This window comes from Pseudomonas sp. NPDC086278 (genome assembly GCF_050280905.1).
Classification (GTDB): Bacteria; Pseudomonadota; Gammaproteobacteria; order Pseudomonadales; family Pseudomonadaceae; genus Aquipseudomonas.
Genome location: NZ_JBNNWE010000125.1, coordinates 1 through 13,971, shown reverse-complemented (window position 1 = coordinate 13,971; position 13,971 = coordinate 1). Strand labels below are relative to the sequence as shown.

Below are 13,971 nucleotides of genomic sequence, written 5' to 3'. Positions count from 1 at the left end.
GCCGATACCGGCATTGGCGCCGATCAGGCAGCTGAGTTCATGCTGCGATGATGATTGCGAGCCACCTCGGCAATGCGTTCACGCATTCCGTCTGGCAGACGTACGACGAACTTGTCAGCCGTACGGCTGGAATAAATTGCCTGTTTCAATGGGCGCATATATTTAACCGGTTAGTTCAGGGAAGCGGTTCTCGGGATTGGCCGCAGGATGTCTGATAGGACAAGCGCTCTGGCCAAATGTTCAACCTGAATTGATAGAGGCTCGCATCATGCCTCAAAGCAGCCAGTTCATTGGCGTCAATTCTGTGACAAATATTGAACTGGATAAAGGCGATATGCCAGCACCAATTATCAGAAATGCGGACTGGTTAGAAAACTTTCCCACGCCCGCATCGCTGATCGCAACGCTCGCGCTACAGGTGATGTCCGAGGACGCCTGAAGAAGCTTGCACTGCGGATTCGATCCGTAGTCCTTACCTTGTACAGGATAGTGGCAAATGGCCGATTTACTAGAGGCGAGTGTCTAGTGGGGGAGGATTCAGGATGGATGGCAGGCTGATTTGTGAGATGTGGCCGTCTTGAGGCAGTAATGACGGCTTGGCCGATGCTGTTTGATAACGATGCTTCTATGGCCCGAGTGGTGGATTCTACGAAACAGACTGCCGAGAGCTGAGGGGGAGAAATTCGGATGCATTGTCGAGCCTTTGACGATCTCACCATCACTGGCGCCTCGCACCTCGCTCTCAAGTCTTCTTGAGATCAGCGCAGTACCGGATCGAACTTGATTCTTCGCCCCGCAATTAGTGCCAGCACGAACAGCGCGCTAAATAATCCGCAAGCGACCAAGGGCAGGGTAGTTGCCGTGTTTTCAGCCAACGCAAAATGAAGAATGGCGCTCAATAGGGCAAGAACGAAAAATCCTGCGGCTGATTTGGACATGCTGTGCTCCTGAGGTGTGATTCAAAACACTAATGTTTGTGCGGGTTGCGTCGGCAGCGAACTGCTCTCTTGGCTGGCTCGCTGGTGACTGATATGGCCCATCTGGTCAGTCATCACCGCCAATTGTGGCGCACGCTGTAATTGAAGGTAGTGGGGCATTCTCTGAGCGACCTGCACCTCTGTGCTCTTGGGAGCAAAATGAAAGGCAATTAGAACGGCCAAAGCAACTGCATTCGAGAGTAAAAGGGCGCGGTTCATGAGGCTGGCCTCCCAAAGTTCTATAGGAGCAGCGAAAGCACCCGGCGTGCCAAGAGTCTAATGGGTATTAAGTCGTTTAAAAACAAGGAATTAAGGTGTTTCATAAGTGTAGAGGCATTGCAAATTGCAATGATGGCATCTTCAGGGGATGCAAATTGCCCGGTAAATAGGGCTACGCATCTGGAAGGTGCCTGCCTACGGTTAAAAAGGCGGAGGACGACATGACAAATGCGGGGCCGCCCGTTACCATGCTCGCCGTCCATCACGCCGCTGCCTTTTGCGGGTGATTAGTGTCTCAGTAGCTCAATTGGATAGAGCATCCCCCTCCTAAGGGGAAGGTTGGCAGTTCGAACCTGCCCTGGGACACCATAATTATCAAGTAGTTAGCGAAACTTGGTGTTAGATTTTTCGATTATCCTTGTTGCTAGTCCCCACTTTGGTCCCCACTTCTCTGCACGTTCATTATCGAGAGATCCACCAAGGAACCATGGTTGTTTTGGTCGATTTCCGAAACTGGTGCTAGTCGTTCTCAATTTCTTTGAATTCCATTCCAATTGAAAAGTCATTTGCGCTGCAGTTGATCTCGATACGTCAGAATTGGCCGGCACGTTTGAGCAGCCCATGTAGGGGCGGCTGACAGAGATAAAGCCTTACAAATCAACAAGCATACCTTTGCTTTGAGCCCGGACACCCCTCCACCGAACAGCCCAAAAGACTTACAACGTGCCAAGACGTAAGAACAGGAACTCCCAGCCTGGCTCCGCCAGCAAGCCAGAAAATTTCGGGCTGCTTAAAAAAACCCGCCTGTCACTCATATCTGCAACCGGTGGTGTTTTCTTGGGGGCCTATACCAGCCTTATCACTGGTTACGTCGGACCTTTTCTGTCATCGGTTGTTGAATGGACCCAGGATCACGCTTCGCCAATGCCGGCCGACCAACAAATCGTTGCCCAAGCCTACTTCTTCATTTCCCCAAAGCGCGGTGCCAGCCATTCTGGCGAGGTGATGGGTGTCTCGTTGAGGGGGAGCGACTGCCTCAAACCAGGCGGTGCCAGTGATTACGACTTATATGAGCTTGGAGATGAAGCAACCTACACCGACGCTCTATTGCGTGCCACATGTCGACCCTCAGGCAAAACAAAGGTAACCATTACCCCACGCAATGGCAGTCCTGTAGTGCTGTTCGACGGCTTCATCGATGGCAAGACACAGGTGGAGATTGGCGGGGTTGCAGGAAGCCACGAATACGGGATGCTCACGCTCTCGTATGTCGGCACAAACGAGCCAACCGGGCCGTTTGTATCTGTCAATCAGACTTCCCCGCTTGCTGAAAACCAAAAGTAAAAACGGGGCGAACTCATGACCGCCAGCAGCGCAGTGCCCACCGTTTCGTCTGAGTTGGATGAAGACGGATGCCCGATATCAGGCAGATCCAAGCTTATCGGTGTGCACCTAGTGTGTTGTTTTACAAGCAATGTGAATCGCCCCTAGTTTCGTAGGCACCTCCAAGTCTTAAAATGAGGCTCATTAGGAGGTGCCACGAGCAACCAGCGTTATCCCGGAGAATTCAAAATTCAGGCGGTCAACCAAGTGATCGAATAGCCGCTTCCTATCTCGGAGGTGGCTGCGCGATTGGGTGGCCGTGGTGCTCACTCTGTTTTTACGCCAAGTCATTGATTGGCCAAAAAGTCGCAGATGACTAGCGATGTGGCCATCGATGCATTGCTGATGATGGTTTGGAGACGTAACCCGGGGCGATTCAATTTGGGGTAATATTCCTAAATATTGAATACTCGGATGAATTCTAAGGCGTGTCCTGCAGCAGTTCCTCCACCGCCTTGTTAGCGTGCTCAGTAATTTTAGCTTATGAAGGCCAGGTAAGGCTTGATCATCGTGATTTTGGCGCCACCCATGTCAGCGATGAATCCTCGTGCTGCGCTACTGCAAAAAGGAAAATGGATGTTCAACGCTTCCCTACAAATGCATTCCAGTTTGACGGTTAATGACTTCACTCTGCCTCTCAAGTCCCCGATCTTCACGGCAACGAGTCCATTAGCAAGTCTTGTGTGTTCGATGGCGAACTGGTCAATGCGCGCCCAGATCAGAGCCTCAACAGCGTGCCGCAAAAACCAATCTTTTGAGCGCTCGACGTGCGCCGTAGCGGAACTCACGGGCAACCTCACCGTGTCGTTCAAAGTAAACCCCACAAGTGCCGCCGTGGTTACAGCCCGACAGTGGCACCGTAAGCGCGCACCTTTTTTAAGAAATTGAAGACTGTCACGTGAGGCCACTTTTTCCTCACGTGTCGCTCACCATTTTGACTAGGGAACAGTTATATGCGCCAAAGGGATTTAAGATTCACCTTTTCCGTGCTGTCCGGGCGGACCGAGTTCGAGGTCGTAGAGTTCACGTTGGAAGAGGCGCTTTGCGAGTCTTTTCGGCTGACTGTCGAGCTTGCCAGTGACAACTCCAACATCGATTTTCAGCAGGTACTCGATCAACCAGCGCTGCTCACGATCTGGCAAGGCTCCATGGCTGTCCGTTACGTTCATGGCTTGGTGTCCAGCTTCACACAAGGCAAAACCGGGTTTCGACGCACGCGTTACCGAGTCGTAGTCGAACCTCAACTCGCCCGGTTGGCCCTGAGCTCCAACTGGCGCATATTCCAGCAAAAAAATGTGCCCGACATACTTAAGTCCGTGCTTACCGAGCATGGCGTTATGAACTATGAACAAAACATCAACGTAGAACACTTGCCCCGCGAGTACTGCGCTCAGGCCGGCGATACCGACCTCTACCTGTTCGACAGGCTTTCTACCGAGGAAGGCCTTTTCTACTATTTCAAATTCGACGCAAGTACTCACACTCTAGTTCATGGCGACAAGCTCTATGTCCAGGAGCGCATTCAGGGTGGGCCGGTGCTTTACACCACACAGCCAGCAGCAGATGCCGAGCATCCGGTGCTCTATGCGTTCAGTTACACCGAAAACGTCCGCACGGCTGAGCAGACGCAGCGCGATTACACCTTTAAACGCCCCACCTTCGATCAACAGCAAAATCTTGCCGGTGATGACCTGAACCATCAGGCCCAGGACTACGAACGTTACGATTACCCTGGACGCTACAAGGCCAGTGCTGTCGGCAAACCTTTTACTGAAAATCGCCTACGTGGTCATCGCCGTGATGCGCAGATTGCAGTGGTCGAAGGAGATGATCCTCGTCTGACTCCCGGCTTGTCGTTCCAGCTTACTGGTCACCCTAGAGAAGATTTCAACCGGTGGTGGCGTTCGGTCCGAATCACCCATAAAGGTGTACAGCACTCCAGCCAGCAAGAAGAGTCTGCCGGCGCGGAGATGGGGGTTAGTTACGACTTTACCGCCGAGATCATCTCTGAGGAAACAGAGTGGCGCCCTGCGCCGATGCCCAAGCCCCGTATCGATGGGCCACAGATCGCCAGCGTGGTTGGGCCTGAAGGCGAAGAGATCTACTGCGACGAATGGGGTCGGGTGAAGGTCCAGTTCCCATGGGATCGGGAAGGCAAGAACAACGAATTCAGCACTTGCTGGATCAGAGTGTCGCAAAACTGGGCCGGTGCGGACTGGGGCCACATGGCGATTCCGCGTATCGGACAGGAAGTTATCGTCGACTACCTCGACGGGGATTGTGACCAGCCAATCATCACTGGCCGCACCTACCGCGCAACCAATTCACCGCCGTATCAACTCCCGAATCACAAAATTCTGAGCACCATCAAAAGCAAGGAATACAAGGGGACCAGGGCCAACGAGCTGCGCATCGACGACACTACCAAGCAAATCAGTGCTGCATTGATGAGTGATCATGGCAGTACTGCGTTGCACCTTGGCTATCTGACTCACCCGCGTCCAAGTGGTGGAGAGCCACGCGGTGAAGGTTTCGAGCTGCGCACAGACGAACATGGCGCGCTGCGCGCAGCCAAGGGCCTGCTACTCAGTACTGAAGAGCAACTGAATGCCAGCGGTGGGCATCTCAATCGTGCCACTGCCGTTCAGGTATTGGAGGCAGCTCTTCAACTGGCTAAAGAGTTGGGCGACTACGCCGCAGATCATCAGGGTGTTGGCCATGACACCGAGCCGCAGAAGACGCTCAGTGAGGCGGTTCGTGACTTGGGTAATGGTGCCAATGATGAGTCTGGGAAAACCAACGGTGGTAAACCTGCTATTGCCTTGAGTGGTCAGGCCGGTATCGCGGCGGTGTCTCCCAATAGCGTCACCCTGGCTGCTGGCGAGCATATCGATAGCGTTGCGCAACAGAATCAGCAATTCACCTCGGGCCAAAAATTCGTAGTTAACGCAGGCACCGACTTGGGTCTATTCGCTCAAAGCGGTGAGATGCGACATATCACCCACCAGGGACCGATGCTTCTTCAGGCTCAAAAAAACAACATTAGCTTGGAGGCGGATCAAAGCGTGGAGATTAGCGCGAGCACTCAACACGTGGTGATCTCTGCCAAGGAGCACATCACCCTGACCTGCGGCGGTGCCTACCTAACTCTTAAGGGAGGCAACATAGAACTGGGTATGCCCGGCAATTTTATCGTCAAGTCGGCCAAGCACAGCTTTATCGCCCCAGCTCACGCGTCCACCGTCTTTAACACGTGGGCCCAAACTCCGTTCAATGAGCGAGTACGGGTGGTACGCAATGGGACGCCATTACCGAATTACCGTTACGCACTTACGCGAAGTGATGGTGCCCGGGTGGAAGGCGTTACTGATGGTGATGGTTGGGCCGCAATGCAGCAGGGTCTCACGACTGAAGGTTATGAGTTTCATCTGCTTGGTCCAAGTGAGACATGACAATCATGCAAATCCCTAATATCGGAAAAGCCAGAATCTACATTGAAAGTCGTCAAAACAAGGCAGGGAGAGCCTAATGAGTGAGCCAACAAGGCCGGTACCAACCCAAATTGGCCCAGATGGGAACGTTACCGCACGTGTGACCATGAGCCGCACATCCAACAACGTCCGCGCTGAACTCAACGCACCTCCGGACCACGCCATCCCGATTATTTTTGTGCCCGGCATCATGGGCAGTCCGTTGTTGGCGACGGGAGCCAACGCCCGCATCATGGGCAACGATAATCGATGGGCGTGGTTTCCTGACGATGCTGCTGGCTGGGTGGCGGGAGTCACCAAATGGAAAAGCTACAACAGTTTGACCCCAGTTGAACGCAAGCAACTACTTGACCCGCAACTAACCCGCGCTCTGTCAAACCCTCAGGATTCCGATCTCGAAACGGTGAGCAAATTTGTCAGCACGCTGCCGGTTCAAGAGGCAAGGAATCGTGGCTGGGGATCCGTGTCGCTCGATTCTTATGGGAGCATTCTCAACTTCCTTGAAGTACAGCTACGTTTCATTGCAACACCGGAGGGCAAACCCTACCCAGGGGTTATGGCTGCGGTGCCAAATAATGTTTCGGCTTGGGGCGAGCTCAAGGGCTACAGCCCACTGAAACCAGAAGCATTGAAGGCTGCGGCTGAATTTCGGTACCCCGTGTATGCGGTGGGCTACAACTGGCTCAACTCCAATGCCCAAGCCGCTGACTATCTTGCAGGTCGAATCCAAGCCGTTCTTGAACGATGCAGAAAAGAGCTGGGTATTAAGTGTGAGCATGGTGTGATTTTGGTCACTCACTCCATGGGTGGATTAGTGGCGCGCATGTGTGCCAAGCGCAACCCAAACCTGATCCAAGGCGTGGTTCACGGTGTCCAACCAGCCATCGGTGCAGCAACCGCCTATCGTCGTGTTCGAGCGGGATGGGAGGATATGGCAGGGGCCATTGGGCTCGGCGGGACTGGCAAAAAGATCATGCCAATCTTTGCAAATGCTGCGGGGCCCTTGGAGTTGTTACCTAATCAGCGTTATGGCGCTGGTTGGTTGAGCATCACTTGCAATGGAAAAGAATTATTTCAGATGCCTACTGGGCCAGATCCATACACGCAGATTTACTTAAAGAAGAACGCGTGGTGGAAACTGATGGATGCCGCCTGGATAAATCCAATCGGGAATTCATCCCCAGGCACGCTAGCCAGTGCGTGGAGCAACTATGAAAAAATGCTCAGTCAAGCAAAGTCTTTTCACGCTGGGCTAGGTACTTATTATCACCCCAACAGCTTCGTTCATTACGGGGCAGATAGCAGTCATCAGGCGTTCCATCGAGTCACATGGAAGCTTGGCACTGGAGTTATCCCTTCCCATAAGCCAGGAATGCCCGCTACCCCCGTTCCGACGCCCTCACGCGAACATGCTTTGTCTCTACGACTGAGGGGTGAAAATCACGAAGGGCGAGCGTGGATGGTTGATGACATCAGCGAGGACCAGTTGATTAACCAGTACGGTGTGGGAATTGGCCATAACACCCGTGGTGATGGTTACTTCGCTGATCTTCAAGGCCAGGATCAAGCGGGCGACGGCACCGTGCCTGCACATGCCGCCGAAGACGCTGCGGAGCAAGCAGTGTTCGCTGCCCGTATGACAGGCTATGACCATCAGGGCTCCTACAAGAACCGCAACGTACAGAACTTAACGCTGTATTCGGTTCTGAGAATAGGTGCCAATGCCAAGAAGCTCTCGGCATGATCGTTCGCCGCCATCTTCTAATCGTTGCCCTTGTAGTCTCAATACTGGCGGCGTCCGCATACGGATGGCACCAGTGGCGCTTACCCCATTCCAACCAGAGCCATACCATGAGTGACTTGACACAAAATATGCAGACCTACTGCGTCGGTCGTTTACTAATCGACCTGCCAAAAGGGACCACTTGGACCTCCCAAGCAAGTGGCGCGCAATTAGGCAACATGGCACTTTCCGTGACTACTGGCGTTACCCAGCAGCAATACGACGAGCTAGTTGAGCATCGATGGCAAGAGGTGCTGGCAATCAAGACAGACAACAATGGAAAAGCTTATTTGCGACCCTCGGAACGCGTTGCAACGCCCGAGGGAGGAGCCGTCTTTGTCTATGAGTTTGAACACGTGGATGGTTTGGCTGAGGATGACGAGACTGTTGTTCAGCAGCTTTTTCACCAAGCCGAAGGCTATCTATGGCGCGACGGCGCTCTCTTTAAAATCACACCATCACTCAACAGCAAAGATGCCATTGCCAAACTGTTTCCTCGACTGCATGCGCGAGCAGCGGACGAAATACCGAGTCGCCCTGGCTTATGCTTGAGCGGCGCATTTGTGGATGGGTACTACGACCTCGCCAGTGGTGATCAGGAAGAAGTGAGCTGGGGATTTACGTTGCCTCGCAACTTGGGCGTGGTAGTGCGACACGGAATGGTGTGGGAGCCTGAGCAGCCTATGCTTGAACGGCGTCGTGAAGCCGACAGGGAAAGTGCTGGATTGATATCTCGCATGCTAGCGGACCCTGGTGTCGTTGCTGGGCGCAAAGAATATCGAGCGGCAACGCGAGTTGTTGGAGAGCTGGATGGCGAGGAATACGTCATGGGTGGAACAGAAGGCAAAGGTCCACAAGAATTCAAAACCAATGTTGGTGGTGAATGGAACTTTGTCGGACGTGGAGCTCCTACGCCATTGCCAAGTGTTAATTTGGGTATGGACACTACCTATCTGACATCTATAAAACCATCGGCACTGGGCGAGTTTCCTAATTTTGAAGATGTATCTGGAGGCCCAACCGAGGCAGAGTTCTTCGAGACCTGGGACGCCATTGTTGAAAGCGTGCGCTTTCGTCCAGGAGCCCTGACACCACCATCAGGTGGAAAACCCCTCATTAGTCCTTCTAGCCCAGTGACATCAACGGTGGTCAGCAAGCCAGGAACAAATGACTACGCTCTGGAGGAGTTTCTGACTGGGCTATCACCTTCCCAAGACTGGATGGATAAGCTTTAGGGCTGATCAGCGCTTGGTACATATCAAACCTTTGAACGCACACACGGATGGAAAAGTAATGCACCCACCTACCACCGACCCGATCAAACCGGATTACTCTCGAATTACTGTCGCTTCAGTCCTAGTCGTGATATTCGGCTTGCTGTTCATGGTGTTGCGTATCGCTCAGCAGAATTACATGATGGCCATTGGCGCAGTCTGGGTAGCGAACAGCCTGACAATGGTCCTGCATGCGCTGTATTGGCAGCGCTATGGTTTGTCGGGGCCATATAAAGTTGCTGTTGTAGCTCAAGGTCTGATTACGATCGCCCCGCTGCTGTTCGGACAGTCCGGTCTAGCACTGATTCTTTTCATGCTGGGCGGAGAGATCCGTTTTTGGTAGTGCAGGTGGGCAGGTCAACTAATCGCGGACATCCCGATAGTTAATTCAGGCAATCTCCCGTTCGCAAGAAGTATGCGAGCAACTCCCCTGGGGTCATACAGGTCCGCAGGGGCCCGTCAAGCAAGCAACCTTTAAGCGTTTACAGGTCAGCTTCGTTGGTGCAACTCAAAGGAAGAGATATGGATATCATTCGACTCGGCGACTCCACCAACCACGGCGGAACCGTAATTGAAGCTTTCAGCCAAACTGACTTATATGGCAAACCCATGTCTGGCGTGGGGCATAAGGTCGACTGTCCTAAATGCAAAGGAACATTTCCCATATCTGAGGGAAGCGCCACGCTGGATGTCGGTGGTGTGCCCGTAGCGCTCCACGGCATGAAAACCGCCTGCGGTGCCAGCCTGATCGCGAGCAATCCCAACGGCAACGCCGATAGTTGAGAATTGCAGAGGGCATTTTTGATGGTCACTTATCCTGTGCTGCATTTGAGTCTAATCAACTAAACGAAGCTTTTATGTCAGAGAAACCACCGCTACATGTGGTCCTAGACCGTTCCAAGCGATTGCGCCAGGCCACTGAACGTTTAGGTTTGTCGAGCCATGAAACCCTTTGGTCTGGTTGGCATGTGAAATACCAATTCACTTGCTTGTACGGACACCTCTTTAGCACGACTCCCGTCACGCTAATGAGTCCGACCGCCAAAGGCTGCCCAGAGTGCAGCGCGCAGCGCTCCATGCAAGTTTTGCTAGATGCGGTCCAGTTACAGGGAGTGTCTTGCCTTTCTACGCAGTGGAAGGGCGAGAAAAGCCTGTACGATTTTTATTGTGGATGCGGCCATCAATGGCAACGCAATGCCAGGAATGCCTTGCGCCATCCAGGTTGTCCTGCCTGCGTTAAACGGGCTCGCTACCAGAAGACTCGCTTAACTGATGGCCTTGAAAGGCTTCAAAAGGCTGCGGAGAAAAAGGGAGGTCGGTGCCTGAATCAAACCTATTTGGGAACGGGCCGACGTCATCAGTTTATTTGCGCTCAAGAACATACGTGGTCTGCCATGGGCCATGAGATCTTACGAGATTCATGGTGCCAGCGTTGCGCAATCGAACAGTCTTCTAAACAACGCTTGAACCCGGAAGGATTCGAGCGTCTTCGAGCTATCGCCGCTAGTCATGGCGGGATTTGCTTGAGTGATGGGGAATATCTAGGTGTACGACAGCGTGTGCTTTTTCGTTGCAAAGTTGGGCATGAATGGGAAACGCTTGGCCGCCGGGTGATCAGAGGCACGTGGTGCCCGATATGCAGCATTGATAAGCGACGATTAACGCTGGCTGATGCACAGAACGCGGCATCCGCGCACGGAGGACAGTGCCTTTCAATGGCCTATGAGAATAACGCTGCGTACATGGAGTGGTTGTGTCATCGAGGCCATCACTGGCGATCGCCTTTGGCGGTGATACGAGCTGGTCATTGGTGCGCGCAATGTGCCGTCATTGCGCGAATCAGCAACCGTAAATCTAAGGCGCTGATGCGCTATACGGCTGTTTTGGAGTGATAAAGGCAGTTTTTTGTGCTCGATCTACTGTTGCGGCGATTCACACCATCAGTTGCACAGCCAGGAGTTCTTGATCAGACCGAGCAGTCGTTGATCGTCCTTGCGAGCAGCTCGTATGGTGGGACTCAGGGGCAAACAGCAGGTACAAAGAACGACTTACCAAGGACGGTTTTTTCGTTGCAAGCCCGGTTAGTGACCGGGCTTGCAATCCCACAGGGAACGCTTGGTGCGTGAAGCTTACTAGCGCGGTAAGCGTTCTGCGAACTCATCTTGAATCAAGTGCAGAATGTGGCTGGATATGAAGCCTTTATGTCGGAAGCTCTTGAGACCGCTTGCGGCTGAGTAAAACAACCTTGCTTTGATCCCACTCTTTCTCTGCGTGCAAGCAGTCTAGGTATCTACCCCATAGTCCTAGCGCAGCCTGTTTTTCTGGTAAATAACTGTACCTGTCGTAGTGGACAGACTGCACATCGTTGCGTCCATGAGACAAGATCCAGCTTCGTGTTTCTTTGGTGATTCCCAAGGAGGCCATCAGCGTTTCAGCGCTTACGCGCACATTCGCGTAACTGAAGTATCGCGTTTTACCAGCCCCACTCAGAGCTTTTCCAGCATCGCTAAATCGCTTGCCTGCTGTGTCAGGACGAATGCAGCGCCGGCCAATACAAAACGGGCCCGGCCCAATTTTGCTCTCCAACAATGGCATCAGGATTTCTTTAATTCTGGTGGTCAAGGGTAGCAGGTGATCCCATGCTTGAGTCTTTTGCCCTTTTCCGTCGGTAAGGTGCAGAAGGTCATCGGACGTATCCTCCCAGGTCACACGGAGCAGCTGCTCCAATCGTTGGCCGCCCAAGTAGATTAAACCTTTGCAGATCGCCATCTCTCGGGGAGGCAGGGTATCCAAATGACGTAAAAGCTCACCAAACTCTTCTGGCGTCAGGGATTCAGTCTGACCGCCGCGTGTATTCGCAAGGGTAGGGACCTTGGTAGCCGGATTGACCCCGATATCGAAAATTTTCGAATCGCTTACGTCTCGATCCAAGGAGAGGTGTGCCTTACTGCCATAGCTGAATGCAGCCTTTAGATATCGGTGGACGCTGGCAGCTGTTGACCGCATGTCAGTACTGGCCGTTTTTGCTTTGTTCCCGATACCTCGACCTTTAGGCTTGCGTGCGAGTAGCGCGCTCATCACTAAATGAATGTCTTCGCCGGTGATGGACTTTGCTGGACGCGTCATCAAATCTGGGTGGTGTTCAATCACATGCGTCTGAAACAGACGCTCGACTTCTTTTGCCTTAACCTTGCCGCGAGCGGTCAGATCTTTGACATATGCATTTAGTAGTTCTTCAAAGCTACCTTGTCGGGTCGCGAGCTGCTGGGCGAGCACTACGGCCTGTCGTTGTGTTTTCTCTTCGGCTGCTCTGGCCGCCAAGTGCACCTTAACGTCGCCGTGCTCGGAAGCAATCAATGCCATCTCTGCCGCTTTGTCGCGTAGCTCAGACAGCGTCAGCCCCGGCGCTCTGGCGCTCAAGCGATACTGGCCCAGAGAGATCATCGTGTCCTTTGCGTTGAGCCGATAGCGAAAGTAAGCGCTGATCGCACCACTTTGGCTGCGCTTGAACAAAAGGCTACCTCGGGAACGGCCAGGCAAGCTTTCCGTCAACTTGGATGCTAGCGGCATGCCCTTAAGCTTTTGATCGTTCACGCTTTTGTCAGCAATGTTGGTGGCCAATTCTAGCCCCCACTTCTCATGATGCAGAACGCTACAAGGAGAAACCTCGAGACACAAGTAGAATAGATAGGCCCCTTAAAAACAGAGGTTTGTGGTGTTTCAGGAAGCGAGCGGAATCAAGCTGACTCACCAAAGCATATGCCTCCTAAGGGGAAGGTTGGCAGTTCGAACCTGCCCTGGGACACCACTAATTCAACGACTTACGCACGATCCATGGAAAGGTAGCTGCTTCATGGGTGCAGGATGGGTGCATTTGGCATTCCCTATCACTGCACCAGCCAGCACGTACTGCTAGGCATCCTTGATAAAAGTCGGTGTGGGCAACGAATGCTCATTTCTTAAATGACCCTACCGAGTTCGTGTACGCACTGTCGTTTGCGTCCACAGCTGCCAGCTATTTTTTTGAAAGCGATTACTGGGCACTCCTTCAGCTTGATGCTTCGCCGTGCCTTAAAAGGAGTGCGTGGGGAGAGCGTCTACTTGGCATCGCTTCAGCGAAAGGCCCGATCTGCTTAGCCAGTGGAGTGGGCTTGCCCAGGCCTTGTCCATGTTGACGAGATCACGGACTGGCTCAATACCGCAAAAGCACCATTCATGACGCCACCGAGCCGACCCACTCACAAGTGATGGTCGGCCTGCGGGCGTCGAGTCTATAAGGGTTGTTTTGGCCTCTCAAAGCACCCCGGCACAATGCTTCCGTTTCCGCCGATGCCGATGTCCGGCATCCAGTCGGGCGCAGTTGGCTGTGTTCCAGGCTAAAAACTCTTTTTGTTTAGCGCATTCCATAAAGCGTCCCGGCCGCTGACACCGATTTGTTCACGTGCCTTGCCCCAAACCGCTGGCCTTTGCTGCCCGCAGGCTGAATGGTGAAGGTTGCGTCGAAATAGATGGGGAAGGGATGGAGGCTTGTAGGAGGTTTTTTCTTTCGGTGACATGGGCTGGGGGGATTGAATTCTTGTTCTATATAGAAGGATGCAGGCTTCCTTTCGGCCTGTCGTAGGTTATTGATAGAAAAGCCAAATCATCGCTTGACGGCAGATTCTGGACGTCTATAATTCGCCCCACTTCCGGCGCAGTCGAAACGGGAAACTCCTTGGCAAACAATGAGTTACGCAGTTTTCGGCAGCAAGTTGCTTCAGGTCATCGAAGCCGAAAGGGAGTTGAAAAAGAGGTGTTGACAGCAGCGAGTAACGCTGTAGAATTCGCCTCCCGCTGACGAGAGA

11 protein-coding genes, 1 tRNA gene and 2 pseudogenes are annotated in these 13,971 nt (G+C 53.0%); 9 read left to right on the top strand and 5 right to left on the bottom strand.

All coding sequences use genetic code 11. The features are described 5' to 3' along the window. Positions 1–32 precede the first annotated feature (32 nt). Positions 33–158, bottom strand: a pseudogene (locus ACQKP4_RS26195) (Arc family DNA-binding protein); the annotation flags it as partial. A 110-nt stretch (positions 159–268) separates the two neighbouring features. On the opposite strand from ACQKP4_RS26195, the gene ACQKP4_RS26190 reads away from it, so the two are divergent. After that, entirely contained in the window at positions 269–439 is a 171-nt protein-coding gene (locus tag ACQKP4_RS26190; RefSeq protein ID WP_427636844.1) for a hypothetical protein, read from the top strand. A gap of 319 nt (positions 440–758) precedes the next feature. Here ACQKP4_RS26190 and ACQKP4_RS26185 read toward each other — a convergent pair whose 3' ends face one another. Together ACQKP4_RS26185 and ACQKP4_RS26180 are read right to left on the bottom strand one after the other, a co-directional pair. After that, a complete protein-coding gene (locus ACQKP4_RS26185; RefSeq protein WP_427636842.1) occupies positions 759–938 on the bottom strand; it encodes a PA3371 family protein in 180 nt (59 codons plus the stop codon). Between the two features lie 21 nt (positions 939–959). Further along, complete coding sequence (locus ACQKP4_RS26180; protein ID WP_427636840.1) at positions 960–1,196, bottom strand: hypothetical protein; 237 nt, start codon at positions 1,194–1,196, stop codon at positions 960–962. A 292-nt stretch (positions 1,197–1,488) separates the two neighbouring features. Between ACQKP4_RS26180 and ACQKP4_RS26175 the strand changes: the two genes are divergently transcribed. From ACQKP4_RS26175 to ACQKP4_RS26165, 3 genes and pseudogenes are all read left to right on the top strand, one after another. Then, a tRNA-Arg gene (locus ACQKP4_RS26175) sits at positions 1,489–1,565 on the top strand. Positions 1,566–1,919: 354 nt separating this feature from the next. Next, on the top strand, positions 1,920–2,540 hold the full coding sequence (locus ACQKP4_RS26170; protein ID WP_427636838.1) for a hypothetical protein: 621 nt from the start codon (positions 1,920–1,922) through the stop codon (positions 2,538–2,540). Positions 2,541–2,829: 289 nt separating this feature from the next. Then, positions 2,830–2,948: pseudogene (locus ACQKP4_RS26165) on the top strand (IS3 family transposase); the annotation flags it as partial. Between the two features lie 107 nt (positions 2,949–3,055). Here ACQKP4_RS26165 and ACQKP4_RS26160 read toward each other — a convergent pair. After that, the gene (locus ACQKP4_RS26160) at positions 3,056–3,367 is read right to left on the bottom strand and encodes a hypothetical protein (protein ID WP_427636837.1); all 312 of its coding nucleotides are present in this window, start codon (positions 3,365–3,367) and stop codon (positions 3,056–3,058) included. Positions 3,368–3,532: 165 nt separating this feature from the next. On the opposite strand from ACQKP4_RS26160, the gene ACQKP4_RS26155 reads away from it, so the two are divergent. The 5 genes from ACQKP4_RS26155 (at position 3,533) to ACQKP4_RS26135 (ending at position 9,910) form a co-directional block, all read left to right on the top strand. Next, positions 3,533–6,031 carry a type VI secretion system Vgr family protein gene (locus ACQKP4_RS26155; protein ID WP_427636835.1) on the top strand — a complete coding sequence of 833 codons (2,499 nt, stop codon included), beginning with the start codon at positions 3,533–3,535 and terminating at the stop codon, positions 6,029–6,031. Positions 6,032–6,107: 76 nt separating this feature from the next. Next, on the top strand, positions 6,108–7,814 hold the full coding sequence (locus ACQKP4_RS26150; protein ID WP_427636834.1) for an esterase/lipase family protein: 1,707 nt from the start codon (positions 6,108–6,110) through the stop codon (positions 7,812–7,814). Positions 7,815–7,921: 107 nt separating this feature from the next. Next, positions 7,922–9,088, top strand: coding sequence for a T6SS immunity protein Tli4 family protein (locus ACQKP4_RS26145; RefSeq protein ID WP_427636832.1), 1,167 nt, complete (start codon positions 7,922–7,924; stop codon positions 9,086–9,088). Between the two features lie 58 nt (positions 9,089–9,146). After that, entirely contained in the window at positions 9,147–9,470 is a 324-nt protein-coding gene (locus tag ACQKP4_RS26140) for a hypothetical protein (RefSeq protein WP_427636830.1), read from the top strand. Positions 9,471–9,649: 179 nt separating this feature from the next. Continuing rightward, complete coding sequence (locus tag ACQKP4_RS26135) at positions 9,650–9,910, top strand: PAAR domain-containing protein (RefSeq protein ID WP_427636828.1); 261 nt, start codon at positions 9,650–9,652, stop codon at positions 9,908–9,910. A 1,416-nt stretch (positions 9,911–11,326) separates the two neighbouring features. On the opposite strand, the gene ACQKP4_RS26130 is transcribed toward ACQKP4_RS26135, so the two are convergent. Beyond that, on the bottom strand, positions 11,327–12,748 hold the full coding sequence (locus ACQKP4_RS26130; protein WP_427636826.1) for a tyrosine-type recombinase/integrase: 1,422 nt from the start codon (positions 12,746–12,748) through the stop codon (positions 11,327–11,329). Positions 12,749–13,971: the final 1,223 nt, after the last annotated feature.

Coding starts and splice junctions, on each gene's coding strand:
- ACQKP4_RS26190 (WP_427636844.1), top strand. CDS start 269: ATGCCTCAAAGCAGCCAGTTCATTGGCGTCAATTCTGTGACAAATATT.
- ACQKP4_RS26185 (WP_427636842.1), bottom strand. CDS start 938: ATGTCCAAATCAGCCGCAGGATTTTTCGTTCTTGCCCTATTGAGCGCC.
- ACQKP4_RS26180 (WP_427636840.1), bottom strand. CDS start 1,196: ATGAACCGCGCCCTTTTACTCTCGAATGCAGTTGCTTTGGCCGTTCTA.
- ACQKP4_RS26155 (WP_427636835.1), top strand. CDS start 3,533: ATGCGCCAAAGGGATTTAAGATTCACCTTTTCCGTGCTGTCCGGGCGG.
- ACQKP4_RS26150 (WP_427636834.1), top strand. CDS start 6,108: ATGAGTGAGCCAACAAGGCCGGTACCAACCCAAATTGGCCCAGATGGG.
- ACQKP4_RS26145 (WP_427636832.1), top strand. CDS start 7,922: ATGAGTGACTTGACACAAAATATGCAGACCTACTGCGTCGGTCGTTTA.
- ACQKP4_RS26140 (WP_427636830.1), top strand. CDS start 9,147: ATGCACCCACCTACCACCGACCCGATCAAACCGGATTACTCTCGAATT.
- ACQKP4_RS26135 (WP_427636828.1), top strand. CDS start 9,650: ATGGATATCATTCGACTCGGCGACTCCACCAACCACGGCGGAACCGTA.